The sequence below is a fragment of the Paenibacillus sp. ALE3 genome, from assembly GCF_054113405.1.
The window spans coordinates 1,517,864-1,541,823 of sequence record NZ_CM134214.1 but is presented as its reverse complement, the minus strand read 5'-3'; the positions used below and the strand labels follow the sequence as shown (position 1 = coordinate 1,541,823).

Genomic DNA, 23,960 nt, shown 5'->3' with positions numbered 1-23,960 from the left:
GACCTATATTCCTACTAGCTATAGCGACGTTATCATGAGAGGCTTCAAAATTAATATACTCGGAACTTATTAAAAACGGATGGGCTGAGTCACCCCTCTCTTTGCTCCCCAATGTCTTGTTCTCTGACCTTTAAAGATCATATTTGGACCGAATCCAATAAAAACAAGGCCTAGCTTTATCAATAACAGTTTGTACTCTCTGAGACATTAACTAGTTCCTTACATAATAAGATTTTGGCAAACCAAACCACAAAAACAACTACATAAAAAATCCCATAAGCATAAATTGCAGACTTGAATTGTAGTCCGCATAATAAATTGCGGTATAAATATTAGAAAAAATAGTGAAATTATTTATTCTTTAAATGTACTTACAGACCATTAGAGAAATCTTATTTTTGTATTTTTTGTTGGGTAGCAAGATTCAATATCTTGAGTTAGCCTGTTTTAAATTTTTATAGAAAAATAGAACTAGTTCTGATAGACTATTGCTACTATATTTTTATACTGGAGGATATTGGGTTCGTGAAAAATAAAACTTTTTTCTCTCTTTTGTGTGCTTTTATTATTTCTATAATGGGATTAACAGCATGTGGAGTATCATCAAGTAAAGATCATTCATTACTATCAAAAGAAGAATTTGAACAAATGTATGTAAATGCTGATCAGTTTGAAGATCGCTCTATTAATTTTTATGGACAAATCACCTATGGTCCTAAGGAAAATAGAAATGGAATTTATGTTCAAGTGAATGCTGATCCGAAAAATAATGAAAAAAACACTTTTGTTTACGGCGATAGTTTTTCCAGCTTCTCTAATGTAAAAGAGAATGATTTTATCCACGTAACTGGTACTGTCATAGAAAAATATCGTTATAGAACGACCCACGGCAATTACACCTCAGCTCCTGCCATCTCAGCAAATAAAATAGAAAAATCTATGTTTATTGATCCTACATTGAGCACTATAGAAGTAAATAAGTCAGTAAAACAAAAGGGCTATATCATGACTCTTCAAAAAGTCGAGTTTGCTGAAGAGGAAACTCGACTTTATATGGCAATCGAAAACAGATCTACAAGCACTATAAATTATTATGACTTTTATACTAAATTGGTTCAAGGAAACAAACAATACGAACCAACGTTTGATCGCGTAAGCTATACTTACCCTGAATTACAGTCCGAAATACTACCTGGTGTGAAGACAGAAGGAATCCTTACATTCTCAAAAATAGACTCTTCTAAGGATTTAACCTTAATTGCAAAAGGTTCTTCAGAGGAACTTGAATATAATCCATTCAAGTTTAAGATTTCAAAAAAATAGTCTTTTCGGAGCTCCTTCTAGCGAATTGCATCCCCTAGAATAGATACTCCCCCCTTCGGGTAATGCAATATATTCTACGGGATGCATTCTTGATGGCAATAAAAGATCAAAAAATAAATCGAATGCATAAAAAGTAAAAAAGAGAAGATTCGTTAGCAACTTAGAATTACCTCCTCAAATGGCGATTTTACTTCCGCCCTCTGTAAACAACAAAAAAACCCTTGCTTAGCAAGGGTTTTTGAGGAAATGGGCCCTGAGGGACTCGAACCCCCGACCAATCGGTTATGAGCCGACCGCTCTAACCAACTGAGCTAAGGGCCCTCAAAAAAACATGTATATTCACGTTACATATTCGTAACAGCAACGTTAATTAATATACAACATTTTCTTGTGTTTCGTCAATAGTTTTTAGAAATTTTCTTTTTAAAAATTATTTTTGTAAACCTATGGAATAAATCGGACACCATAACGACCTTTGCGCGAGCGGTACACCTCCACTGCGCGGGGATCATTGTAGCCGTACATCCATCCGTCATGCTCCAGCCTTTTTGCCAAACATCCTGCCTGAAATTTAGTCGTGTACAGTCTGCCGTAGTAAACCCAATACATCCGAACTCCCTCTTTTCACATGATAGTAGGAGTTAGTGTAACCGGATCGAATTCGATTTACACAGCTTGATTTCTAACAGTCTGGACTGGATCGCAATGAGTCTGTGACGCACTACTTATTAGTTCCGTTATCTCTAATACTCAGCCTTATTTGCCGAAGGAAGCCGGGTCCTGACGCCAGGAACGTAGCAGTTCCATCTCTTCCTCCTGGATGGTTCCTTCACGCAAGGCAACCTCCATCAAGGCAGTGTAATTGGACAGGGTTTGTAGCTTCACTCCTGCTTCTTCAAAAGCTTGAGTGGCTTTGTCCAGCTGGTAGCTGAAAATAGCCAGTACAGCTAACGGCTGAGCGCCTGCTTGCTCTACAGCCTGTGCTGCTTTAATGGAGCTTCCCCCGGTAGAGATGAGGTCTTCGATAACCATAACCTTTTGTCCAGCGCTGATGCGGCCTTCGATTTGATTCTCTTTCCCGTGTCCTTTGGCTTTGTCTCTGACATAAGCCATCGGCAGATTTAGCTTTTGCGCCACCCAGGCGGCATGAGGAATCCCTGCTGTGGCTGTGCCGGCAATAACCTCGGTTTCAGGGTATTGTTCTCGGATGATAGCCGCAAAAGAGTCTGCGATTAGTTCACGCACCTCCGGGTAGGACATGGTCAAGCGATTGTCACAGTAGATAGGGGATTTAATGCCTGATGTCCATGTAAAAGGCTGCTGTGGACGGAGCGCCACTGCCTGAATGCGCAACAGATGGGATGCAATTTGCTCTGGTATATTATTTAATGTAGTCATACTTGTATCATCTCCTCAATAATATGTTTCGCTGCGGCGCGTGGGTCTGATGCTGCCGTGATCGGCCGTCCAACGACAATGTAGCTGCTGCCCTGGGCAATGGCTTGTCCAGGTGTTAGGACACGCGACTGATCACCTGTAGCGCTGCCAGCCGGGCGTATGCCAGGGGTTATGGTTTTAAAGTCAGATCCGCATACCGCACGAATCGCAGGCACTTCCAATGGGGATGCGACCACACCGTCCAGTCCAGCCTCACGCGTCAATTGTGCATAACGAACGACAGCATCCTGCACTGTGCCCGGGATACCCAACTCCGTATTCATGGTCGTCTGATCCGTGCTGGTCAGCTGTGTGACTGCAATAATTAGCGGCATGGCAAGTGAGCTGTCTGCGGAAATCGCTGCTTCGGCCCCGGCTCTGGCTGCCGACATCATACTGCGGCCTCCAGCAGCGTGTACGTTAAACATATCCACCCCTAGACGGGTAATGCTCTCTGCCCCTCCCCGTACCGTGTTAGGGATATCATGCATTTTCAAATCCAGAAATACGGAGTATCCTCTTGATTTTAATTGTTCTACAAAAGCTGGTCCTGCGCTATAAAACAGCTGCATCCCCACTTTTATATAACAAGGAATTCCCTCCAGCTGGCGAATTAACTGCTCTGCCTGTTGTGCATCCGGGTAATCTAGCGCAACCATCAGCCGTCCTGCCATCTGCTGAAATGCTTCGTTCACCGTTCTACCGCCCCTTCTCACATCAATTCGGGCATATTTGCCCGTGATAAAGGACATCCGTCAGCAAAAGCTGATGAATGTCCTTCCCATCACCACTTATTTTTCTCATCTATTCATAACTTGTTAGTTGCTCAGAACTGGCATCGATTCTGATGTGAAGTTAATCGTCTCCAGCATTTTTAACAGAGCGCGCACTGTATCCAGCGAGGTCATGCAGACAATACCGTTCTCAACTGCTTCACGGCGGATGCGGAATCCGTCACGCTCTGGTGTTTTTCCTTTGGTCAGCGTGTTGAAGACGAAGTTGGCTTCACCTGTGCGGATCATATCCAGAATATTCGGATTGCCCTCACTTAGCTTGTTAACAGTGTTCACTGGAATGTTGGCCTGTTCCAAGGCTGCTGCCGTTCCACCTGTAGCAATAATTTTGTAGCCTAATCTGTAAAAGCCCTGCATCAGCTCGACAGCTTCTTCTTTATCCTTATCCGCCACTGTGATGATGATCGCCCCAGTAGATGGAATTTTCATACCTGCACCTACGAGTCCTTTGTATAATGCTTTGGCGTACTGGATATCGCGTCCCATAACTTCACCTGTAGATTTCATTTCAGGCCCCAGTGTCGGCTCTACACGACGCAGCTTGGCAAAGGAGAATACAGGAACCTTAACCGAGACATAATTACTTTCAGGCCATAGTCCATCTGTATAGCCTGCATCTTTGAGCTTACCGCCCAAAATGGCCTGTGTCGCCAGGTTCGCCATCGGAATATTCGTTACTTTACTCAAGAAAGGAACTGTCCGTGAGGAACGAGGGTTAACCTCAATGACATAGACTTCATCTTGATGAATGACGAACTGAATGTTTACCAGACCAATCGTTTTCAATTCCTTGGCAATGCTGATCGTAATGTCCACGACTTTTTTCTTCAGCTCGTCAGACAAGTGTTGTGGCGGATATACTGCGATCGAGTCACCTGAGTGAACCCCTGCCCGTTCCACATGTTCCATAATCCCTGGTACCAGGACCGTTTCACCGTCACAGATGGCGTCAACCTCAACTTCTTTGCCCAACATATAACGGTCGATGAGCACAGGATGTTCCGGATTGATTTTAACCGCTTCTTCCATGTACCGCAGCAATTCCGTATCTGAGTACACAATTTCCATAGCACGCCCGCCCAGGACGTAGGATGGACGTACCAGAACCGGATACCCCAATGCTTGGGCAGTTCCTACCGCTTCATCTACCGACGTGACCGTGTTGCCTTTAGGCTGGGCGATAGCAAGGCGAGACAGCAGCTGTTCGAACTTTTTCCGGTCTTCTGCTTCATCGATACTTTCCAGACTCGTACCCAGAATATTCACGCCTGCCGCACTAAGTGGAGCTGCAAGGTTAATCGCCGTTTGACCGCCGAACTGGACGATGACACCAATCGGTTTTTCCTGCTCAATGACATTCATTACATCTTCGAAGAAAAGTGGCTCAAAGTAGAGACGGTCCGACGTGTTGAAGTCTGTAGAGACGGTCTCCGGATTGTTATTGATAATTACCGCTTCGTAACCTGCTTTTTGGATAGCCCATACCGCGTGCACGGTGGAGTAGTCAAATTCAATCCCTTGACCGATCCGAATAGGTCCTGAGCCGAGTACGATAACTTTCTCTTTGTTGGATGGAATCACTTCGTTTTCCACCTCATAAGAGGAGTAGTAGTACGGAGTTGTGGCTTCAAACTCGGCTGCGCACGTATCTACCATTTTGTAGACAGGACGCAGGTTTTGATTTAGACGGAATTCACGAACCTCAGACTCGGTTGTCATACTCTTCTGTTGACCCATACTGCGAATCTCGGCAATGGAGCGGTCGGTAAAACCTTTTCGTTTGGCCTGATAAAGTGTTTCCGAGGACAGCTCAGACTCTCCAGCGATAATGGATTCGAACTTAACAATTCCTTCTACCTTATCGAGGAACCACCAATCAATTTTGGTTACATCCTGAATGTCTTGTTGTTTCCAGCCACGACGGAATGCCTCGGCTACCAGGAACAAGCGCTCATCATCTGCTTTAGCCAGACGCTCTTTGAGTACCTCATCAGATAGTTGATCGGCGCCCTTTAGATGCAGGCGATGTACACCAATTTCCAGAGAACGAACCGCTTTATGGATAGACTCTTCAAATGTACGTCCGATGGCCATGACTTCACCGGTTGCTTTCATTTGTGTGCCAAGCTTGCGGTTGGCAGAAATGAACTTGTCAAATGGCCAGCGTGGTATTTTACTCACGATGTAATCCAATGTCGGCTCAAAGCAAGCATACGTTTGTCCCGTTACTGGATTCACAATTTCATCCAGTGTGTAGCCTAGTGCAATTTTGGCCGCCATTTTGGCAATCGGATATCCTGTCGCCTTGGAAGCCAGTGCCGAGGAACGACTCACCCGTGGGTTGACCTCAATCACGTAGTATTGATAGCTGTGCGGATCCAGCGCAAACTGTACATTACAGCCGCCTTCGATATTGAGGGCACGAATAATTTTCAGAGAAGCCGAGCGCAACATTTGGTACTCACGATCTGACAGTGTCTGGCTCGGTGCTACGACGATACTGTCGCCAGTGTGCACGCCGACCGGATCGAAGTTCTCCATATTACAGACAACGATACAGTTGTCATTGCCGTCACGCATAACTTCATACTCGACTTCCTTCATACCTGCGATACTTTTTTCCACTAAGCATTGCCCGATTGGACTGTAGCGTAAGCCAGAGCTGACTGTTTCACGTAATTCTTCTTCTGTGGCGCAAATCCCACCGCCTGTACCTCCCAGCGTATAAGCCGGACGAACGATAATGGGGTAACCGATTTCGTTAGCAAATTCCAATGACTCTTCCAGTGTTGTTACAATTACGCTCTCCGGTACTGGCTGTTCCAACTCACGCATCAAGTCGCGGAACAAGTCCCGATCTTCAGCTTTTTCAATTGAATTCAGTTGAGTTCCGAGCAGCTTAACATTTTCGCGTTCCAACACCCCAGCGCGAGCCAGTTCCACTGCCATATTCAAACCTGTCTGTCCTCCCAGCGTAGGAAGGAGACCATCCGGACGTTCCTGGCGGATAATCTGTGTTACAAAATCAAGTGTAATCGGCTCGATGTATACTTTATCTGCCATATTGGTGTCTGTCATGATGGTTGCCGGGTTACTGTTGATCAGTACTACCTCGACGCCTTCTTCTTTGAGCGCTTGACAAGCTTGTGTACCAGCGTAATCGAATTCTGCTGCCTGACCAATGACGATAGGACCGGAACCGATCACGAGTATTTTTTTAAGTTCTGTATTTTTCGGCATATTAGCGCTCTCCTCTCACTGCGGCGGCGATAGCAGCCTGACGCGGTTGCTTTGGTTGATTTCTTTTGTGTTCACGGATCATTTCCAGGAAGCGGTCAAACAGGTAGCCATTATCGTAAGGACCAGGCGCAGCCTCTGGATGGTATTGCACCGAAAACGCGGGATACTTAGTATGTTTAAGACCCTCAATCGTTTTATCGTTGTTGTTAATATGCGTCACTTCAAGTTCTGTTCCTTGGATCGATTCCTGATTCACTGTGTAGCCATGATTTTGTGATGTGATGAAGCAGCGTCCGCTCTCCAGTTCTTTCACCGGGTGGTTACCACCGCGATGTCCGAATTTCAGCTTTTCCGTATCTGCTCCCGAAGCCAAGGCGAACAACTGGTGTCCCAAGCAAATTCCGAAAATCGGGTATTCCCCTAGCAATTCAGCCACCGTACGTACAGCATGCGGTACGTCTTTTGGATCTCCAGGACCGTTGGACAGCTGAATACCGTCCGGATCCAAGCGTCGAATTTCCTCGGCCGTCGTATCATGTGGAACGACAACCACATCACAGTCTCGTTTATTCAGTTCGCGCAGGATGCCGCTTTTAGCACCATAGTCAATCAATACAATCCGTTCTCCGTTGCCAGGGCTGCTGTACGGATGAGGAGTAGAAGTCAAAGGAACCTGATTACGCAGTTCTTCTATGGTCATGTCGGACATCATTTCTTTTAGTTCTTCCAACGGCTGGGAGCCAGTCGTCAAAATGCCCTTCATTGTGCCGTGATGGCGAATAATCCGGGTGAGCATGCGGGTGTCGATGTCGCTAATACCAATGATGCCATATTCCTTCAGCAAATCGCCCACGCTGTATTGAGCACGCCAGTTACTTGGCGCCGGCTCGTAATGTCGAACAGCAAAGCCGTGTACATAAGGCCGTACTGATTCAAAATCATCACGAGTAATTCCGTAATTTCCAATTAGCGGGTAAGTCATGGTTACGATTTGTCCGCAATAAGAGGGATCCGTCAGCACCTCTTGATAGCCTGTAATCCCTGTGTTGAAAACGACTTCGCCTGTTTTTTCACCTTCCGCACCAAATGATGTGCCTGTAAACAGCGTGCCGTCCTGAAGTAACAATCTTGCCTGCATCCCGTCTCACTCCTCTATTTTGTTTCCTGCTATAAGGTTCTATTTTTTTAATTAGTTGTGTATTATTTTGCTTCGTCAGCAGACCATACCAGTTTGCCGTCTACCCAAGTTTTCACCGGCCAGCCTTTGAGCTTCCAGTCTGTAAAAGGAGTGTTGCGTCCTTTGCTGGCAAACGTTTGTGGATCAACTGCCTGCTCCTGCTCCAGATCAATCATGGTCAGGTCAGCGGGTGCTCCCTCTTCCAGACGTCCCGTATCAAGGCGGAAGACACGTGCTGGGTCAGCCGTCATACGGCGCACCAGAAAGTCCAGCGTCCATTGCCCGGTAGCTACGAATTTGGTGTACAGCAGCGGAAAGGCTGTTTCAAATCCAACAATTCCAAATGGCGCCAGCTCCATCCCTTTTGCCTTCTCTTCCTCGCTGTGTGCTGCATGGTCCGTTACGATGATATCAATCGTTCCGTCCTCCAGCCCCTCGATGCATGCCTGTACATCACGCGGGGAGCGTAGTGGAGGATTCATTTTCCAGTTGGCATCCAGCCCAGGAATGTCCTCATCGGACAATACCAAGTGATGCGGGCATACCTCTGCAGTAACCTTGATGCCAAAAGATTTGGCATGGCGAATCAATCGCACCGATTGCTCTGTGCTGACATGGCATACATGATAATGTGCCCCAGTTGCTTCGGATAGCAGAATATCACGTCCAACATGGATTGCCTCGGATTCATTGGGGATACCTTTGAGTCCGTGACGCTTGGCAAATTCACCGTCCGTCACCGCTGCTCCTACAACAAGTGTGTTATCTTCACAGTGTGCAATGACTGGCATATCCAGCGCTTTAGCTCGTGACATGGCATCCTTCATCATTTGTGCACTCTGCACTCCGACTCCGTCATCAGTAAATCCGATGGCACCTGCTTCTTTGAGCGCTTCAAAATCTGTCAGCTCACGTCCCAGTTCGTTTTTCGTGATGGCTGCGTAAGGAAGTACTTTGGCGAGCCCAGCTTCCTGCCCCTTTTTCAGTACCAACTGAACCGTGTCTACATTGTCTGTCACCGGACGTGTGTTTGGCATGCAGGCAATCGTCGTAAATCCACCTTTCACCGCAGCGCGGCTGCCTGTTTCAATTGTTTCTTTATATTCAAAGCCAGGTTCTCTCAGATGCACATGCATGTCGATTAGACCGGGGATGACCAGCTTTCCCTGGGCGTCGATTTTTTCGACTTCGAGCTCTTGTCCAGATGCCCCTTCTTCCATAATGAGGCTAACTCCGGCTTCCGCATTTGCGATAGCCAAAATTTTTCCGTCAGCGATTAGGATGGATTTTAATTCCGTCTCGCCCTGCTCGTTCAATACGCTTGCATTCATAATTAATTGTTTCATCTGAAATATTCCTCCGCTCAGGTTTTTTGCAACTTTTTCCTACGATCCTACTGACAGCTGCTACAGCTTCATTGCCCGTTCCATAACCGCCATGCGGATCGGAACCCCGTTGGCCATTTGCGGAAAAATTCGTGATTGCTCGCTTTCCACAACTGCACTGTCGATCTCCACATTCCGATTCACTGGAGCCGGGTGCATGATAATTGTTCCGGACTTAAGGCTCGCTGCTCTTTCTTGTGTCAGACCGTACTGCTCTCGGTACTCATCCGCTGAGCGCAACATCCCTTCAGCATGCCGTTCAAGCTGGACTCGCAGCATCATGACCACGTCTGCCTGCAAAGCTTCTTGCATCTGCACATAAGGTGCGTACGTTGCAAGCTCAGGTGCCTGCATATTGTCCGGTGCACAGAAGCTAACCTTGGCTCCGAATTTTTGCAAGGCCCACAGATTCGAGCGAGCTACACGGCTGTGCAAAATGTCTCCTATGATGGATACTCTCAAGCCTTTAAGCTCACCGAAAGTTTTGCGCATGGTGTAGAGGTCCAGCAAAGCCTGCGTTGGATGCTCATTGTTGCCGTCTCCCGCATTAACCAGCGGAACACTAACCTTCTCAGCAAGCTCTTGCAGCACTCCGGCTGGCTTTAACCGGATGACTCCAGCATCAATGCCCATGGATTCGAGCGTACGTACAGTATCGTAAATGGACTCCCCTTTTTCCACACTGGAAGCCGCAGCGGAAAAGTTCAAAACCTGAGCGCCGAGCCGCTTCTCCGCCATTTCAAAAGAAAAGCGTGTGCGTGTACTATTTTCAAAAAACATGTTGGCTGCGAAGCGTGACTGTAGGACTGGAATCAGCTTTTGCGGCTGTGATTCCCAATAATGAGCACGATCCAGAATCGACTCAATTTCATTTCGGCTAAGTTCTTTTAATCCGAGCAGGCTACGTTCTCTAAGTTGACTGGCTGTTGTGATCATACCTATTCCCCCCGGTTCTGAATGATCGTCACTTCGTCCTTACCGTCCGTCTCCTGAAGTGCAACTACGATTTCCTCAGATTTGGAGGTCGGGATGTTCTTGCCGATGTAATCCGGACGAATCGGAAGCTCACGGTGTCCGCGATCTGCTAGCACAGCCAGCTGGATCATTTGCGGTCGTCCGCAGTCCATCAATGCATCCATCGCCGCTCGAATGGTGCGGCCTGTGTACAGCACATCGTCAAAGAGAATGACTTTCTTATCATGAACCGATACGTCAGCAGGATTCATCAAAAGCTCTTTTCCATTTCCTTTAGCCTCGGCAACGCTGCTCCGGTCATCCCGGTAAGCTGTAACATCCAGCTCTCCCCATGGAATCGGTGCGCCTTCAATCTCAGCAATTTTTTCAGCCAAGCGCTGCGCCAGATGAACTCCGCGTGTTCGAATACCTACTAGCACGCAATCGTCGATACCCTTGTTTTTCTCCAAAATTTCATGTGCAATCCGTGTTAATGCCCGACGAATCGCAATTTCATCCATCAGTACATGTGTTTCATTACTCATGCTTCCAGCCTCCTCAGGTGATGTTCCCTTCAGACCTGGTCCCGTGTCGGATACAAAAAAGACTCCTTGCCCAAGTTTGGCAAGGAGTCTCGTATGAACAGTCTTCCACTGTTCTCCGATCTGTCGGACACACTGAAGACATACCGCCGCAGCGGATGCACTGATCAGTGATCCATTCACGTTACCTTGCCAGCCTCACGGGACTGATTTAAAGGTGCTATTCAGGATTTCCTTTGTCCTGCTTCTTATAGTGCGAGATGGCTAACCATCTCTTGGACAAAGTTCATCGCAACTACAAGAAGTATGACAGATTGAAAATCTCGTGTCAACACCCGTTCAACCGGAACCACCGGAAGCACTTTAATAAATATACATCATATCTGTATAATTATCCATAGTTGTTTTTACCCATTCCTTGTCTCACAATAAAAAAACCGCCATTTAGGCGGTCTAAATTAATGATTTATTCAAGTTTTTGAATAGAAAAGCAGTTCATCGTTGTTTTAGCGACTACGCAAGGACGTTAATATGTCCTCCATATCAGGAGGGATCGGTCTGCTAAATTCCAAGTATTCTCCCGTGGTTGGATGCTTAAATCCCAGAACCGCCGCATGCAGCGCTTGGCCATCCATACGAATCCCTTTACTGCGCCCATACATAGGGTCGCCAACCAATGGATGTCCAATGAATTTCATGTGAACACGAATTTGGTGTGTGCGTCCTGTCTCCAATTGAAGTTCAAGCAGGGTATAATCACCTAGGCGTTCAATGACGAGAAAATGGGTAACTGCATGCTTGCTGTTGCGTTCCGTCACCGTGAACATTTTACGATCACCTGAATCACGACCGATCGGAGCATCTACGGTTCCCTGATCGTGGCTCAAATGACCGTGGACCAATGCAATATATTTCCGAGTCACGCTATGATCCTTAAGCTGTGCTGCAAGTGATGCGTGGGCCTGATCATTTTTAGCCGCCATCAGCAGTCCTGATGTATCCTTATCAATACGGTGAACAATACCGGGACGTAATTCCCCGTTAATGCCGGAAAGGTCATGGCAGTGGTACATCAGTGCGTTGACCAGTGTTCCCGAGGAGTGTCCTGGTGCAGGATGCACCACTAGACCACGTTGCTTGTTAATGACAATAACGTCCGAATCCTCGTATACAACATCTAGCGGAATATTTTCCGGCATAATATCTACACTTTCTGGCTCAGGTACCGATAATACAATATGATCTCCTTCAGCCAGCTTGTAGTTCGCTTTGACCGCCGTACCGTTCACCAGTACGCGACCATTCCCGATCCACAGCTGAATTTGAGAACGAGATACTTCCTTCATTTCTTCGGCGATGTATTTGTCTATACGTGTTTTGACATTCCCTGAATCTGCCGTCCATTCCAGAGATTCACCCTCCAGTTCGTCCTCATAAGACAGACCTATGGCTTCGCCGTTTTCATTCACTTCGTTCATGCTATGACTTCCCTTCAACGCTATCATTGCCATTCCCTTTTTCCCGACGCGATTCCAGCAATGTATCCAAAATAATCAGTGCAACACCGATGACAATTGCCGAATCTGCCACATTAAAAATCGGGAATGTGTAGCTTCCAAAATTGAACTGTGCAAAATCAACCACTTCTCCAGAAATAGCCCGATCCAAAAAATTACCAACCGCTCCCCCAAGCACCAAGCTTAGCGCAACAGGAAGTAGTTTTTGCCCAGCTCTGACTGTTTTTCTTAGGTACCATACGATACCGATCACTACTACAATTGTGATCACGATAAAAAGCCAGCGTTGCCCTTCCAAAATCCCAAAAGCGGCTCCACGATTACGATGGGAGGTAATTAAAAAGAAATTGCCGATGACTGGTATTTGCTCGTACAATTCCATCCGCGTAGCCACCAAATATTTGACTCCCTGATCAATCAAAAAAATAATTAGCGCAATACCAAAATAAATCACAGTCCTTCGTCACTCCGATCCGCTTATATCCGTTGTCGAACCCATTTATTGTAGCATAAGCCTTCTCAGATCGTCCACGAGTCCTGCAGGCTTTCGAGCACAGTCCTTGAATGGAATGAACTCGATTACATTTGATTAGAATTTCCTATGTAAAAGAGGTCTTCCCGGTGCACACTACAAGGAGCATACCTGACACAACGCATGCACGTAAATCTAGAACAAGGAGAGGATTCCATGTCCCCATTGACGGAGCAACAATTACAAGGCTTGCGTAACGAACTGCTGGAACGCAAAAAGGAAATTGAGCATCGGTTGCAAAGCAACGACCATTATGGACTCGGCGATTCTCAACGTGATCAAACCGGTGAGCTTTCTCCCATTGATAACCATCCAGGCGATCTGGCTACCGAAACCTATGAGCGAGCTAAAGATATTTCCTTGCTGGAGCATGACGAGTTTCAATTGGAACGTATCAAATCAGCCTTGATGGCTATGGACAAGGGGACCTATGGCATTTGCGCCGCCAGCGGTAAGCCCATTCCCTATGAACGCCTGCTGGCTGTTCCCTATACCATTTATTGCAAAGAATTCAGTCCTGAAACAGAAGTATCCAACAACCGTCCGGTGGAGGAAGAATTTCTCACTCCCGCGTTCGGTAGAACAAGCCTGGATGAGCGTGAAGAACAAAACGGCTTTGACGGTGAAGATGCTTGGCAGATCGTTGAAAATTGGGGGACCTCTAACACTCCGGCCATGGCGGAAAGTGGAGAAATCCATCGCTATGATGATATGGAAATCGAAGCCGGCGATGATAATATGGGCTTCGTAGAGCCATATGAAAGCTTTGTCGCTACTGACATTTATGGCAGAAATGTATCCATTGTCCGTAGTTCTATTTATCAGCGTTATATAGAAGATGGCGAGGGTGAAGGTCTGCTGGAGCCAGATTTGTACGAGGACGAATCGTAAGCTTGAAAGTGAAACGCCTAGTAGGTAGTAAGCTCTAATTGTCGCTGTACGATCCGTACAATATCAGCGATATAATCACCGATAATCGGCAAATTCAACGCTCCGAGCACTTGCAGCACATAAATAATGGTAGCAGCAAAAAAAGTAAACCCTAGCGCAATGCCGATCCCTCGGGAAACACCTGATATTAGGTTTAGCCAAAGCAATCGCCAAGGTTTATTCAGCAGCAAAGCGTAATCTGCAATACGTGTTCGTTCCATCTGCTCTGACACAGCTTGCACCAGCTTTTCCACACGACTTAGTTTCTCTGCCTGTTCACCTGCTATTCCCTTTTCTGAGGCTATGGCGGCCCCTTCTCCGTTCATCCCTCGGAGACTCCTTCCCTGTCTGCGCCTTGACCGTGCTGTCATATGCACAATCCCCCTTTTCCCATAGCTGCCCCGAAAGCAGCAAACGAGCCGAAGCACGTAACGGAGGAAACCCGTTTCCGATGCTTAGGCTCGTTTTTATATGCTGCCTGTTATTGTATTATGGGACAGGGGGCTTGTAATTATTCCCCAATATGAACGCCGATGGTTTTGCCGTTCACTTCTACATGTTCCGCTGGTTCAGCTTGACCAAATGTCACCGTGGTTACCAATACGTTCTCACGCAACACAGAGTCGAAGCTTTCGATCGCCTGACGCAAGTCGCTGTCTACATCCAACGTCAATGCTACATACTTTTCAATCGGCAGATCCAGCTTTTTGCGGTAATCTTGTACCGCGCGAACCACTTCACGTACCCAGCCCTCTTGCTCAAGCTCCGGTGTAATATCTGTGTTCAGCGCTACCGTTAAGCCATAGCCAGAAGCAGAAGCGAAGCCTTCTTTTGCTTTTTTCTCCACCAGCAATTCTTCGGCTGTAACTTGCAACTCTTCACCTTCTGGAGAAGCCACGTTCAGCACTCCTTTTTCTACAACAGAACGAGTATCCTCAGCAGACATACCTTTGAAAAGGTTTTGTAGGAATCCAACATTTTTGCCGTATTTCTTGCCTGCTACTTTCAAATTCAGCTTCAATGTAAAATCAACAAATCCGCTATCATCCGTCTCAACATGAATATGCTTCACATTGATCTCGTCTTTGATGATTTCTTCATAGCCGCTCAGGTCAAAATCCTGATCCATAGACAGAATCAATTCAGACAACGGTTGACGTGTTTTCAAACCCGTTTCGTTACGGACATTACGTGCTAATTCAACGACGCGACGTGCTGTTTCCATATCTCGTTCCAGTTCCAGATCAATTAAGGATTCATTGGCAGACGGATAGTCATCCAGATGAACACTTTCTCCATTGCTCAGGTTGAGATAAATATCCTCAGCAAGCAGCGGTGTGAACGGTGCAAGCAGCTTCGCCGTCGTTAACAACACCTCAGTCAATGTTCGATACGCATCCAGCTTATCTTCTGTAAGCCCGTTACCCCAGAAACGATCACGTGAACGACGGATATACCAGTTACTCAGCTCATCCACAAACGACTCAATCGCTTTGGATGAGTTCAGGAAGTCATTTACAGACAATGCTTTATCCACAACCAAGATTAGGCTGTTTAGACGGGATAAAATCCAGCGATCCAACTTGTGTGCCGATGGCTTGAATGGATGCTGTGCCGGATCAAATCCGTCAATATCCGCATACAGAGTCAGAAATGCGTGTGTATTGACAAGCGTATCTACCAGCTTCGATTTAGCCTCGCCTACAATGCCTTTGGAAAAACGTTTGCTATTCCATGGTGCACTATCGGACAGTAATGCCCAGCGGAAAGCATCTGTTCCGTACTCATCAATCACTTCCCACGGATCAATAACATTACCCTTTGATTTGGACATTTTCTGCCCCTGCTCATCCAGTACATGGCCTGTTGCCATGACAGCTTTGTAAGGAGCTTTGCCAGTCAGCATCGTCGAAACCGCAAGCAAGCTATAGAACCAGCCACGAGTCTGGTCAATCCCTTCACAGATCATATCTGCCGGAAATTGCTGCTCAAACGTTTCATTATTCTCAAAAGGATAGTGATGCTGTGCAAACGGCATAGAGCCGCTATCGAACCATACATCGATGACTTCCGGTGTGCGAGTCATTTCGTATTTACCGCATTGGCTACGAACCTTGATATCATCTACATAAGGTTTGTGTAGCTCGATATCCGCTGGTACATCCCCAATTGCACGTTCTCTCAATTCAGCAATACTATGAGGTGCGAACTGTTCTCCAGTTTCCTCACAAACCCAGATATTGAGCGGTGTACCCCAATAGCGATCGCGACTGATGTTCCAATCCACCAGTTCCTCCAAAAACTTACCGAAGCGTCCTTCGCGTACATGGCCCGGGTACCATTCAACTTCGCTGTTGTTGGCAATCAGTTGATCCTTGATCGCAGTTGTTTTGATAAACCAGCTGTCCATCGCATAGTACAATAATGGAGTATCGCAGCGCCAGCAGAACGGATAGCTATGCTCGTATTTTTCCTTGCTGTACAGCAACCCTTTTTCGGACAGCATTTTCACAATATCTACATCGCAATCTTTCACAAAACGGCCTGCAAAATCAGTGATTTCAGCTACATAGTTTCCTTGGAGATCCACTACGTTGATAAACCCAACGCCATTTTCACGACATACGCGATAGTCATCCTCACCATGTGCCGGGGCCATATGAACGATACCTGTACCGCTGGAATCTGTTACGAACTTGGCACCCAGAATTTGGTTACCTTTCTCCACCTGAAAATAAGTAAATGGCGGGGTATAGGTTTGGCCTACCAGTTCTGAACCCGATAGCGTGCCAATCACTTCATGATCACCTTTAATTACGGTCTCAACAAGATTTTTAGCAACGATGTATACCCCATCTTCCTGCTTCACACGTGCGTATTCCAGCTCAGGGTTGACGGCGAGCGCCACGTGACTCGGCAAGGTCCAAGGTGTTGTCGTCCAGGCCAATACATATTCACCACTGCTATGCAGCTTGAATTTGGCCGTGGCACTCAGATCCTTTACATCTTTGTAGCCCTGTGCTACTTCATGGGAACTTAGTGTTGTCTGACAATCCGGGCAGTACGGACTCACACGATGACCACGATACAGCAGATCTTTCTCATGAATCGTCGCCAAAATGTTCCATACACTCTCGATATAGTTATTGTCCAAGGTAATGTATGGGTGATCGAGGTCTGTCCAGTATCCGATCGCTTCGGTTAAATCGCGCCACTGCTGCTCGTATTCAAACACGCTCGCTTTACATTTTTTAATAAATTTCTCAACACCGTATTCTTCAATTTCAGGCTTGTGAGAGATCCCCAGTTGCTTTTGCACACCCAGCTCTACCGGCAGGCCATGCGTATCCCAACCCGCCTTACGTACAACGCGGTATCCCTTCATGGTCTGATAGCGGCCGACGAAATCCTTAATTACGCGACCCAGCACATGACCGATGTGTGGTTTGCCGTTAGCTGTTGGTGGGCCCTCATAAAACACAAAATTAGGCTTTCCTTCACGATTGGTAATGGATTTACGGAACGTGTCCTCCTGTTTCCATTTGCTCAGGATGCGTAGGTCACGTGACCGTGCTTTTTCTTTAACATCCACTCTGTTCATAACGTCATACTTCCTCTCTGCTCATCATTAATTGTTCTAGCGCACTTAAAAAAGCAACAAAAAAAGCCCCATCCCTGTAAAAGGGACGAGACTGTGCTCGCGTTACCACCCTGATTCCGTAATTAGACCAGTCTAAAGAAGACGATCTTGTCACGACTCTCTGAGCCCTACTCAACTTCAGCAGGGCGCCATTATAACGCATGGCAAACGGTGATTGCTTACACACGCCATAAATTTAAGCGCTTCAGCTCACTTCTCCGGGGGGATCTTCAGTCATGTTCTGAACGTTGGCTTGCACCGGAAGGCCAACTCTCTGAGGGACAAATCATGACGTACTCGTTCCCATCAACGAATTAAACATGTTAAATTCATCGAAATCTTAAACCAGCAACATCGTTGCCTTGAATAACAACCATCAACCAATAGACGGATAATCGTTGAATTCAGTATAGTATTTACAGTTATAGCCTGTTTAAAGATAAAAGTCAACCCTAACAAGACCTAATGAAAAGCTTGTCAGAAATCAAAATCAGTAAATTTCTTTCATTTCACGCTCGCGCTCCAGCACTTCGCGTTCCCGGTTTTCAAGTGCTTCCCAGCCATCTTGGCTTAACAAGTCAAGCTGTGCTTCCACCAATGTACGAAACCGTGCTCGGTAAATTGAAGCCTGTTTCTTCAGTTCTTCAACCTCCAACGCGATTTTGCGGGATTTGGACAATGCTTCGTTCACAATACGATCCGCATTTTTTTCCGCTTCCTTCACGATCAGTTGAGATTCTTTCTTGGCGTTGTTGCGAACTTCATCAGCTGCTTCCTGCGCGACAATAATTGTCTTACTCAGTGTATCTTCAATCGTCGCAAAATGATCGAGCTTCTCCTGTACGTTCAGCAACTGGGTGCTCAGTTCTTTATTTTCACGAATAACGCCCTCGTAATCCTTGATCACCTGATCCAAAAATTCATTAACCTGATCCTCATCATAACCGCGAAGCCGGCGGGCAAATTCCTTATTATGTATATCCAATGGCGTTAATGGCATGCCGTCCACCTCCTATAAGATTGACAAAAAATTCATTTTCCGCGTCACGACGCTCATTATCATCTATCGGTCATCATACCCCGTTTTGTGAATACTGTACAGAGCAAAATCGTTCCAGTTCTTCGCTATAGGTTAATTCTTTCGACAGAAAGCTCATGAATCCTGCCTACAGCTATACAAACTTACCAATTTTGACACGGAATCTACCCTTTTTTGTCATCCCGTCTGTTTCAAGCACTTTGAAACGCCCAAATCCCTGCATGGAAATAACGTCCCCAACCTTAAGTGAAGTAGATGGATTCTCCTCCACCTTCCAGTTTACCCGACATCGTCCCGCTCGAATCGGTGTTAATATTTTACTGCGACTCAATTTGTAGACGTCACTGGCAATCCCGTCCAGACGCAAAGAAGCGACCGTCAGATCCATCGCCTCTAATGCAACTTCCTTCGTTCGGAGACTTGCTACTGGCAACAGTTCTGTCCAAACATGAATACGATGTACCTGCTGCAAATGCATGGTTATAAAATCTCCGATCTCTGATGCTACCAACACATGACACCCATCATCCAGCACGTGAATGTCCCCGATTTTTCCACGCTTGATTCCAAGCCCCAAAATGGCACCTAGATAATCGCCGTGCTCAAGGGTATTGATTTTATGATCATCAGAAGAGATGGAAAGGACCTGAATTCCCATTTCCTCATCGTCCAAATACGAATAATCGGGCGCAATCAGCGCCCGCTTTCGTTCCGAAGCCGTATATCCGCCATCTACCCTAATCGTGACCTTGTCTTCCTTCGAAGCAAGTGTCTCCAATATGTACTGTTGTCGCGGATCCAAAAAATCAGTCAGCTTCTGCTCATGATAAGCTCCCGCATGACTGATCCATTCGGAAGCACGATCCACATAATCCCGTTCATCCGGGTGAAAATGCTCATAAATCTCAGTTCGCATAAATCCTCCTAGACGAAATTACCAATTAAAGAAATCAAACCGTACGATGCAAAACGCAAAGCAATCAGCGCTACGATAGGTGAAATATCAATCATCCCGAAGATTGGCGGTATAAACCTGCGAAAAGGAGACAAATACGGCTCCACAAACCTGGCAAGTAAATCACCGATCACACTCTCTCTGGCATTAGGAAGCCATGACAGCAGGACATATGCAATGATCATGTACGAATAAATCTGAAATAACCAGTAAATTACCTCGATCAAGAAAAGCTCACCTCATTCTGTTAAGTTCTTGTTCAGTGTCAGCCAGTATCTCCGTAATGGAGCCTTGAATTTCAACCGTATCCGGTGTGCACAGAAAAATATTGTTACCGACCTTCGAAATGCCGCCACTCAGTGCATACACAGTACCACTCAAAAAATCAATGATACGTAACGCCTGATCCTTGCGAATTCGTTGCAAGTTAACCACGACGGTGCGATGTGAACGGATATGGTCGGCGATTTCCTGTGCTTCATCGTAAGAACGCGGCTCATAAAGAACAACTTTCACATTTTTCTGTGAATGGATGCTGACAACATTCGTGCCCTTCTGGTTCTTACGTTTATCAAAGCTTGGGGTTTCAATTTCTTGATCTTCCGGCGTATTCATAACCTCTCGCTCTATAACTTCCTCTTCTTCCTGAAGCCCCAGAAAGTTCATGAACTTATTCATTACGCCCACTGAAAATCCTCCTCTCGTCCGACCAGTACGGAACCAAGCCGCAACCAGGTCGCTCCTTCTTCAACCGCCACTTCAAAATCATTGGACATCCCCATAGACAAGTGAACGATAGGTTCTCTAGTCAAGGCTTGTCCATTTAACCGATCACGCAGTTCACGCAATCCTCGAAACACAGGTCGAGTATGTTCTGGGTCTTCCTCATGAGGAGCCATGGTCATCAAGCCGATTACGTCCACATGTTCCAACTCGCGAATTTGTTCCAAGAAAGGGGCGACCGCCTCGGGGGATAAGCCGTATTTTGAAATTTCCCCAGAAATATTGACTTGTACAAAAGCTTTGACTCGCAGTCCCAAAGCGGCTGCCTTCTTATCCAATTCCTGAGCGAGCGATAAGCGATCAAGCGAATGTATAAATTTAAATTTTCCAATTACATCTTTAACCTTATTCGTTTGGAGATGACCAATAAAATGCCACGTTCCCCGGTCACCCAACTTGCTCCATTTATCTGCAGCATCCTGCCAGCGATTTTCGCCCACATGCTCCAAGTCGTTATCCAATACGGATGCCATTGCCGCCGCCGAAACATATTTCGTGACAGCGATCACATTTACTTCATCACGCGAACGTCCGCTACGGGCACATGCCGCTTCGATACGGGCGTTAACTTCTTTAATTCGTTCCTCCAAAGACACGGGAGGACTCACCTCTCTTCCAGACCAATCCAACTCGCCATTCTTCCTGTAACGCCGCCTTCCTTACGATATGAAAAAAACAAATCGCTACGGCTACTCGTGCACAAGGTAGTACATTCGATATGGCTCGGCAATATTCCTGCTTTCATCATAATGTGTCGATTGCATTGTTTCAAGTCAAGTAGTGTTTTTCCGCCCGTTAAGGGGAAATAAACAGAACCTTCCCATTTATCATTACCCGGGCAATCATGCTCTAAAACCCGAATTTGGCTCATCACATGCTCATCTACCTCATAGGATTCAGGACCAATGGAAGGACCAATAGCTGCTAGTATATCGGACGGCTGAGATCCATATTCAGTTTGCATGGTCTGTACCATTTTCAACGCAATCTCCGCCACTGTTCCCTTCCAGCCTGCATGCGCCAACCCAATCACACGATGCACGGGATCACAAAAATATAGGGGTACACAGTCCGCATAAAAGGACGTCAGCAAAATGCCTGGTATATTCGTCAAAAGTCCATCTGTGTCCTGAAAAGCTGATGCACGATCCATAAAGCCTCGCCCACGATCAGCAGCCTGGACAACAGCAACATGATTACCGTGGACCTGCTCGCCGCACGTCCACGCTTCAGCAGCAAAACCAAGCTGCTCAGCAATTAATCGGCGGTTGCGAATGACTTTCTCGGGGTCATCCCCTACATGAAACGCACAGTTCAGACTATCGTATGGCGCTTCACTGACACCGCCATGACGCCCTGTAAACCCCGCTGTTAATCCCTGAACCTGCCGCTCCCAAGATTGAATATATAACAACTCCGGCACGGGACGTCTGCCATCTTGCATGGGCGTAGTCCCTTTAGCCTCGGTATTCACTATAAACGGTTCCATTTTGTTCTCACCTCTACTGCCCAGTGTACCAAAAAGCCGCCGCTGTGTCTTCACAACATACTAAATTACGTGTCCCTCCTGTTCAAAAGACCCGTCGGTCATTCCGCTCCTGACGTTCGATATACAGCTTTTCCTCTCTTTCATCCGGTGGCTCATGCAATCCCTCCAGTCGAACAAGCACAACATCCGAACCAATTTTCACAATGTTGCGCCACGGAATAACCAATTCGCTTCCCCCTCCAAACCAGCCCATGAATCGACTGCTGCCCGGAACCACAATAGCTTCAATTTTCCCTTGTCGTACGTCAATCTCCAGATCACTGATTTGTCCCAGACGTCGTCCATCTACAATGTTAATGACATCCTTGGTTTGAAACTCGGAAATTTTCATGGCTCTTACTGACGTTTCCGGTGCATTCACACGCATCACATCCTTTATTTCACTATATGAGTGGAAGAGCCCAAAAAATGTCCTACAAACGCAAAAACGATCCGCACGGGATCGTTTTTGTCACTGAATCATTCAAACATTTTATTCATTTCATTAGGACTTTACATGTTTTTGCATTTGCTGTATAGCCGACTTCTCTAATCTCGAAACCTGGGCTTGAGAGATACCGATTTCGTCGGCAACCTCCATTTGCGTCTTTCCTTCATAAAAACGCATAGACAATATCATCTTTTCACGCTGGCCCAGGCGATGCATCGCTTCCCGGAGAGCGATTTCCTCAATCCATGAGACGTCTTTATTTCTGTCATCACTGATCTGATCCATCACATAGATTGGGTCGCCCCCGTCGTGATATATCGGCTCGAACAGCGAAACTGGATCCTGAATCGCATCCAATGCGAACACAACATCTTCTTTAGGCACATTTAGCACTTCTGATATTTCAAAGATCGTTGGTTCCCGCGAGTTCAGATTTGTCAGACTGTCCCGCACCTGAAGCGCCTTATATGCAATATCCCGCAACGAACGGGACACACGGATCGGATTGTTATCCCGCAAATAACGGCGAATCTCTCCGATGATCATCGGCACCGCATAAGTGGAGAACTTTACGTTTTGCGAAAGGTCAAAATTATCAATCGCCTTCATCAGGCCGATGCATCCTACCTGGAACAAATCGTCCACAAACTCCCCCCGATTGTTAAAACGCTGAATCACACTCAGGACGAGCCGGAGATTGCCGTTGACCAATTTTTCTCTGGCTGATCGTTCATTATTTTGCTGAAGTGATGTGAACAGCTCGCGCATTTCTGCATTGGTTAATACCGGCAGTTTAGCGGTATCCACACCGCAAATTTCCACTTTGTTTCGGGTCATCGTGTCTTACCTCCCAAGGAGCAACATTAATGTACATTATCTCCTGAGGGCATTTTTTTATTCGCCGTTTCCATCGCTTCCGGATATCTCCAAGCATTATACCATTTTATTAAATTCCTTTCGTAAGCGCTTTATAATTCGTTTTTCCAGACGCGAAATATACGATTGCGATATACCCAACAGGTCAGCAACATCCTTCTGTGTCTTCTCTTCTCCGTCTTGTAAACCGAAGCGAAGTTCCATAATCAAACGCTCTCGATCCGTCAGCTTATCCAGTGCCTTATGCAATAATTTACGGTCTACTTGCTCCTCAATATTACGATAAATGGTATCATTTTCCGTTCCCATCACATCGGAAAGCAACAACTCATTACCATCCCAATCGATATTCAGAGGCTCATCAAAAGAAACCTCCGTTCTCGTTTTGCTATTGCGACGCAAATACATTAAAATCTCATTCTCTATGCATCGGGATGCATAGGTGGCAAGTTTGATTTTCTTCTCCGGATCAAAAGTGTTCACCGCTTTGATCAGCCCAATAGCACCGATGGATACGAGATCCTCAATGTTGATGCCCGTATTCTCAAATTTACGGGCAATATACACAACTAACCGCAAATTTCTCTCGATGAGCATCGACCGTACTGCTGCATCTCCAGAAGAAAGCTTTCCAAGTAAATACTCTTCCTCGTCTCTTGTTAATGGAGGGGGGAGCGCCTCGCTACCGCCAATATAATAAATTTCTTCACTTTTCAGCCCGAATAAAAATAAAATACGATAATATTGCAGTTGCCATGCTAGCCTAAATTTCATTTTTAAATTCATTTGTTCCCTCATATCATTCTCCCCCTTTTGAAAATAGTGCAAGTTAAGTCTTACTGAGCTCCGTCCATTCC

At 46.2% G+C, this 23,960-nt stretch carries 23 protein-coding genes, 1 tRNA gene and 1 other annotated feature; of the genes, 2 read left to right on the top strand and 22 right to left on the bottom strand.

The window, feature by feature from the left end:
• Positions 1-525 precede the first annotated feature (525 nt).
• The gene (locus ACXHJ2_RS07020; protein WP_165079605.1) at positions 526-1,323 is read left to right on the top strand and encodes a DUF4352 domain-containing protein; all 798 of its coding nucleotides are present in this window, start codon (positions 526-528) and stop codon (positions 1,321-1,323) included.
• 247 nt (positions 1,324-1,570) lie between these two features.
• On the opposite strand, the gene ACXHJ2_RS07015 is transcribed toward ACXHJ2_RS07020, so the two are convergent.
• The 11 genes from ACXHJ2_RS07015 to lspA form a co-directional block, all read right to left on the bottom strand.
• Positions 1,571-1,644, bottom strand: a tRNA-Ile gene (locus ACXHJ2_RS07015).
• A 123-nt stretch (positions 1,645-1,767) separates the two neighbouring features.
• The gene (locus ACXHJ2_RS07010; RefSeq protein ID WP_010345444.1) at positions 1,768-1,932 is read right to left on the bottom strand and encodes a hypothetical protein; all 165 of its coding nucleotides are present in this window, start codon (positions 1,930-1,932) and stop codon (positions 1,768-1,770) included.
• A 147-nt stretch (positions 1,933-2,079) separates the two neighbouring features.
• A complete protein-coding gene (pyrE, locus tag ACXHJ2_RS07005) occupies positions 2,080-2,721 on the bottom strand; it encodes an orotate phosphoribosyltransferase (protein WP_064796071.1) in 642 nt (213 codons plus the stop codon).
• Entirely contained in the window at positions 2,718-3,512 is a 795-nt protein-coding gene (pyrF, locus tag ACXHJ2_RS07000) for an orotidine-5'-phosphate decarboxylase (protein ID WP_274597475.1), read from the bottom strand. The genes pyrE and pyrF overlap by 4 nt, the downstream gene beginning before the upstream one ends.
• Positions 3,513-3,578: 66 nt before the next feature.
• Positions 3,579-6,794 (bottom strand): carbamoyl-phosphate synthase large subunit, encoded by a 3,216-nt coding sequence (gene carB / locus ACXHJ2_RS06995; RefSeq protein WP_090738751.1) that lies wholly within the window; start codon positions 6,792-6,794, stop codon positions 3,579-3,581.
• Position 6,795: 1 nt separating this feature from the next.
• Positions 6,796-7,932 (bottom strand): glutamine-hydrolyzing carbamoyl-phosphate synthase small subunit, encoded by a 1,137-nt coding sequence (gene carA / locus ACXHJ2_RS06990; protein ID WP_165079603.1) that lies wholly within the window; start codon positions 7,930-7,932, stop codon positions 6,796-6,798.
• Positions 7,933-7,994: 62 nt separating this feature from the next.
• Positions 7,995-9,317, bottom strand: coding sequence for a dihydroorotase (locus ACXHJ2_RS06985; protein WP_064962141.1), 1,323 nt, complete (start codon positions 9,315-9,317; stop codon positions 7,995-7,997).
• A gap of 60 nt (positions 9,318-9,377) precedes the next feature.
• Complete coding sequence (locus ACXHJ2_RS06980) at positions 9,378-10,292, bottom strand: aspartate carbamoyltransferase catalytic subunit (protein ID WP_165079602.1); 915 nt, start codon at positions 10,290-10,292, stop codon at positions 9,378-9,380.
• Positions 10,293-10,294: 2 nt separating this feature from the next.
• Positions 10,295-10,855, bottom strand: coding sequence for a bifunctional pyr operon transcriptional regulator/uracil phosphoribosyltransferase PyrR (gene pyrR / locus ACXHJ2_RS06975; RefSeq protein ID WP_013372067.1), 561 nt, complete (start codon positions 10,853-10,855; stop codon positions 10,295-10,297).
• A gap of 503 nt (positions 10,856-11,358) precedes the next feature.
• The gene (locus ACXHJ2_RS06970; protein ID WP_090738749.1) at positions 11,359-12,330 is read right to left on the bottom strand and encodes an RluA family pseudouridine synthase; all 972 of its coding nucleotides are present in this window, start codon (positions 12,328-12,330) and stop codon (positions 11,359-11,361) included.
• A 1-nt stretch (position 12,331) separates the two neighbouring features.
• Positions 12,332-12,823 (bottom strand): signal peptidase II, encoded by a 492-nt coding sequence (gene lspA, locus ACXHJ2_RS06965; protein ID WP_013372070.1) that lies wholly within the window; start codon positions 12,821-12,823, stop codon positions 12,332-12,334.
• Between the two features lie 234 nt (positions 12,824-13,057).
• Here lspA and ACXHJ2_RS06960 point away from each other — a divergent pair, with 234 nt between their 5' ends.
• On the top strand, positions 13,058-13,792 hold the full coding sequence (locus ACXHJ2_RS06960; RefSeq protein ID WP_165079601.1) for a TraR/DksA C4-type zinc finger protein: 735 nt from the start codon (positions 13,058-13,060) through the stop codon (positions 13,790-13,792).
• Positions 13,793-13,809: 17 nt separating this feature from the next.
• Here ACXHJ2_RS06960 and ACXHJ2_RS06955 read toward each other — a convergent pair whose 3' ends face one another.
• The 11 genes from ACXHJ2_RS06955 to sigE form a co-directional block, all read right to left on the bottom strand.
• Positions 13,810-14,157 carry a DUF5665 domain-containing protein gene (locus ACXHJ2_RS06955; protein WP_025676451.1) on the bottom strand — a complete coding sequence of 116 codons (348 nt, stop codon included), beginning with the start codon at positions 14,155-14,157 and terminating at the stop codon, positions 13,810-13,812.
• A 185-nt stretch (positions 14,158-14,342) separates the two neighbouring features.
• Positions 14,343-17,432, bottom strand: coding sequence for an isoleucine--tRNA ligase (ileS, locus tag ACXHJ2_RS06950; protein ID WP_025676449.1), 3,090 nt, complete (start codon positions 17,430-17,432; stop codon positions 14,343-14,345).
• Between the two features lie 78 nt (positions 17,433-17,510).
• Positions 17,511-17,790 (bottom strand) — a binding site (T-box leader).
• A gap of 171 nt (positions 17,791-17,961) precedes the next feature.
• Positions 17,962-18,471 (bottom strand): DivIVA domain-containing protein, encoded by a 510-nt coding sequence (locus ACXHJ2_RS06945; RefSeq protein ID WP_013311075.1) that lies wholly within the window; start codon positions 18,469-18,471, stop codon positions 17,962-17,964.
• Positions 18,472-18,643: 172 nt separating this feature from the next.
• Positions 18,644-19,426: a YlmH family RNA-binding protein gene (locus tag ACXHJ2_RS06940; RefSeq protein WP_165079600.1), complete on the bottom strand. Its 783-nt coding sequence runs from the start codon at positions 19,424-19,426 to the stop codon at positions 18,644-18,646.
• An 8-nt stretch (positions 19,427-19,434) separates the two neighbouring features.
• A complete protein-coding gene (locus ACXHJ2_RS06935) occupies positions 19,435-19,692 on the bottom strand; it encodes a YggT family protein (RefSeq protein ID WP_013372075.1) in 258 nt (85 codons plus the stop codon).
• 7 nt (positions 19,693-19,699) lie between these two features.
• The gene (locus ACXHJ2_RS06930; RefSeq protein ID WP_013372076.1) at positions 19,700-20,152 is read right to left on the bottom strand and encodes a cell division protein SepF; all 453 of its coding nucleotides are present in this window, start codon (positions 20,150-20,152) and stop codon (positions 19,700-19,702) included.
• The gene (locus tag ACXHJ2_RS06925) at positions 20,143-20,844 is read right to left on the bottom strand and encodes a YggS family pyridoxal phosphate-dependent enzyme (protein WP_058829867.1); all 702 of its coding nucleotides are present in this window, start codon (positions 20,842-20,844) and stop codon (positions 20,143-20,145) included. Before ACXHJ2_RS06925 ends, ACXHJ2_RS06930 begins: the two co-directional genes overlap by 10 nt.
• A gap of 8 nt (positions 20,845-20,852) precedes the next feature.
• Positions 20,853-21,737 carry a peptidoglycan editing factor PgeF gene (pgeF, locus tag ACXHJ2_RS06920; RefSeq protein WP_025676444.1) on the bottom strand — a complete coding sequence of 295 codons (885 nt, stop codon included), beginning with the start codon at positions 21,735-21,737 and terminating at the stop codon, positions 20,853-20,855.
• Positions 21,738-21,819: 82 nt separating this feature from the next.
• Positions 21,820-22,164, bottom strand: a complete 345-nt coding sequence (locus ACXHJ2_RS06915; protein WP_016324551.1) for a YlmC/YmxH family sporulation protein — start codon at positions 22,162-22,164, stop codon at positions 21,820-21,822.
• A gap of 117 nt (positions 22,165-22,281) precedes the next feature.
• Complete coding sequence (sigG, locus tag ACXHJ2_RS06910; RefSeq protein ID WP_013372080.1) at positions 22,282-23,064, bottom strand: RNA polymerase sporulation sigma factor SigG; 783 nt, start codon at positions 23,062-23,064, stop codon at positions 22,282-22,284.
• Between the two features lie 96 nt (positions 23,065-23,160).
• Complete coding sequence (gene sigE / locus ACXHJ2_RS06905) at positions 23,161-23,901, bottom strand: RNA polymerase sporulation sigma factor SigE (RefSeq protein WP_013372081.1); 741 nt, start codon at positions 23,899-23,901, stop codon at positions 23,161-23,163.
• Between the last annotated feature and the right edge of the window lie 59 nt (positions 23,902-23,960).

Excerpts from the sequence above, each read along its gene's own strand:
- ACXHJ2_RS06945 (WP_013311075.1), bottom strand. The coding sequence starts at position 18,471 with ATGCCATTAACGCCATTGGATATACATAATAAGGAATTTGCCCGCCGG.
- ACXHJ2_RS06940 (WP_165079600.1), bottom strand. The coding sequence starts at position 19,426 with ATGCGAACTGAGATTTATGAGCATTTTCACCCGGATGAACGGGATTAT.
- ACXHJ2_RS07010 (WP_010345444.1), bottom strand. The coding sequence starts at position 1,932 with ATGTATTGGGTTTACTACGGCAGACTGTACACGACTAAATTTCAGGCA.
- ileS (WP_025676449.1), bottom strand. The coding sequence starts at position 17,432 with ATGAACAGAGTGGATGTTAAAGAAAAAGCACGGTCACGTGACCTACGC.
- pyrE (WP_064796071.1), bottom strand. The coding sequence starts at position 2,721 with ATGACTACATTAAATAATATACCAGAGCAAATTGCATCCCATCTGTTG.
- pgeF (WP_025676444.1), bottom strand. The coding sequence starts at position 21,737 with ATGGAACCGTTTATAGTGAATACCGAGGCTAAAGGGACTACGCCCATG.
- ACXHJ2_RS06980 (WP_165079602.1), bottom strand. The coding sequence starts at position 10,292 with ATGATCACAACAGCCAGTCAACTTAGAGAACGTAGCCTGCTCGGATTA.
- ACXHJ2_RS06970 (WP_090738749.1), bottom strand. The coding sequence starts at position 12,330 with ATGAACGAAGTGAATGAAAACGGCGAAGCCATAGGTCTGTCTTATGAG.
- ACXHJ2_RS06915 (WP_016324551.1), bottom strand. The coding sequence starts at position 22,164 with ATGCGTGTGAATGCACCGGAAACGTCAGTAAGAGCCATGAAAATTTCC.
- ACXHJ2_RS06985 (WP_064962141.1), bottom strand. The coding sequence starts at position 9,317 with ATGAAACAATTAATTATGAATGCAAGCGTATTGAACGAGCAGGGCGAG.
- carA (WP_165079603.1), bottom strand. The coding sequence starts at position 7,932 with ATGCAGGCAAGATTGTTACTTCAGGACGGCACGCTGTTTACAGGCACA.
- ACXHJ2_RS06960 (WP_165079601.1), top strand. The coding sequence starts at position 13,058 with ATGTCCCCATTGACGGAGCAACAATTACAAGGCTTGCGTAACGAACTG.
- pyrR (WP_013372067.1), bottom strand. The coding sequence starts at position 10,855 with ATGAGTAATGAAACACATGTACTGATGGATGAAATTGCGATTCGTCGG.
- sigG (WP_013372080.1), bottom strand. The coding sequence starts at position 23,064 with ATGACCCGAAACAAAGTGGAAATTTGCGGTGTGGATACCGCTAAACTG.
- carB (WP_090738751.1), bottom strand. The coding sequence starts at position 6,794 with ATGCCGAAAAATACAGAACTTAAAAAAATACTCGTGATCGGTTCCGGT.
- ACXHJ2_RS06955 (WP_025676451.1), bottom strand. The coding sequence starts at position 14,157 with ATGAACGGAGAAGGGGCCGCCATAGCCTCAGAAAAGGGAATAGCAGGT.
- sigE (WP_013372081.1), bottom strand. The coding sequence starts at position 23,901 with ATGAGGGAACAAATGAATTTAAAAATGAAATTTAGGCTAGCATGGCAA.
- pyrF (WP_274597475.1), bottom strand. The coding sequence starts at position 3,512 with ATGTCCTTTATCACGGGCAAATATGCCCGAATTGATGTGAGAAGGGGC.